This window comes from Nitriliruptor sp. (assembly GCF_040882075.1).
In the GTDB taxonomy this organism is placed as follows: domain Bacteria; phylum Actinomycetota; class Nitriliruptoria; order Nitriliruptorales; family Nitriliruptoraceae; genus Nitriliruptor.
In genome coordinates this window covers 1-1,357 of the sequence record NZ_JBBEBZ010000021.1, presented here as the reverse complement: position 1 = coordinate 1,357, position 1,357 = coordinate 1, and the positions used below count along the sequence as shown (strand labels likewise).

Annotated in this window: 1 protein-coding gene and 1 pseudogene; both read left to right on the top strand. The window is 69.8% G+C overall.

The features are described from left to right. Positions 1-384: 384 nt before the first annotated feature. A complete protein-coding gene (locus WEB03_RS01425) occupies positions 385-771 on the top strand; it encodes an ArsR/SmtB family transcription factor (RefSeq protein ID WP_368069187.1) in 387 nt (128 codons plus the stop codon). Beyond that, positions 764-1,357: pseudogene (locus tag WEB03_RS01420) on the top strand (cadmium-transporting ATPase); the annotation flags it as partial. The gene WEB03_RS01425 and the pseudogene WEB03_RS01420, both read left to right, overlap by 8 nt.

Below are 1,357 nucleotides of genomic sequence, written 5' to 3'. Positions count from 1 at the left end.
CGGGCGTTATGGATCGCAAGCGGATCATCCAGTAGTCGACGGTCGGGCCGCGCCAGAAGCCTGACCGCCGGACCCGAAGCAACGCCGACGATGAGGATCGATGCGCCGGGGTCCGGTTGAAGAGCCCTGAACTGCGCGAGCTCAGGCGCGGCGCTGGTCGTGGTCGGTGGCTTGCGCATCCTCGCGGTGCTCGAGGACATCTTCGGGGCGCGCGAGGCCGATGCGGACGCCCGTTCCTCGACGCGAGCACTCAAGGCTGGTTCTCGACCTCGTCCTGGTGTCGACAGGGGTGAACGGTTGGCGTCGCACGGCGAGATTGCGTGCTCGACAGGGCGGAGAGCCGGAGTTACGGTCCGACATATTAACGAACATGAGGATGTACGGATGGGTGCCGATGCCTGCGAGCTGCTCTGCCTCGATCTTCCCCACGCCGAGTCGGTTCGCGGGTCGCTGCCCGAACCAGGTCGTCTGGAGCGCGCCGCCGCCGACGCGCGGGCGCTGAGCGACCCGACGCGGCTGCGGGTGGCGGCGGCGCTGGCGGCGGGTGACGAGCTGTGCGTCTGTGACCTGGCGTGGGTGTGCGGTTCGACTCAGAACCTCGCCTCCCACCACGTCCGTCAGTTGCGGACCGCCGGGCTCGCCACGTCCCGGCGTGAGGGGAAGATGGTGATGTACCGGCTGACCGAGCGAGGTTTGGCGCTCCTGGAGGTCGTCCTCGGGTCGGCGACGGGTGTCCCCACCGGTGAGGTCGAGGTGAGCGGACGTGGCTGATGCCTGCTGTGGACCGGCCGAGAGCTCGCACGCGTCGGATGATCACGAAACGGATGGGACGGAGCGGCTGCGTGATGTACCGGAGCTGCGCGCGGCGGCGCTGGCGGCGCTGCTGTTCGTGGGCGGGTGGCTCAGCGGCCGGCTCGGTCTCGACGTACTCGGGACCGTGCTGGCTGTGGCGGCCTTGTTGGTCGGTGGCGCGACGTTCGTGCCCGAGTCCGTACGTGGGTTGCTGCGCGGTCGACTCGGTGTCGGGACGCTGATGACCATCGCGGCCGCTGGTGCGGTCGCGCTCGGTGAGATCGGGGAAGCCGCCGCGTTGGCGGTGCTGTTCTCCATCGCCGAAGGGTTGGAGAGCTACTCGCTGGCGCGCACGCGACACAGCTTGCGGGCGCTGTTGGACCTCACTCCGGCACGTGTCTCGCTCCTGCGTGACGGCGTGGAGGTCAGCGTGGATCCGGACGAGGTCGCCGTCGGCGATCGCGTGTTGTTGCGGCCCGGGGAGCGTGCCGCGACCGACGGGACGGTCGGTGCGGGTCGTTCGGCGGTCGACACCGCGGCGATCACCGGCGAGTCGATGCCGGTC

What these genes read in the sequence shown, in the direction of transcription:
- WEB03_RS01425 (WP_368069187.1), top strand. Translation starts at nt 385, where the DNA reads ATGGGTGCCGATGCCTGCGAGCTGCTCTGCCTCGATCTTCCCCACGCC.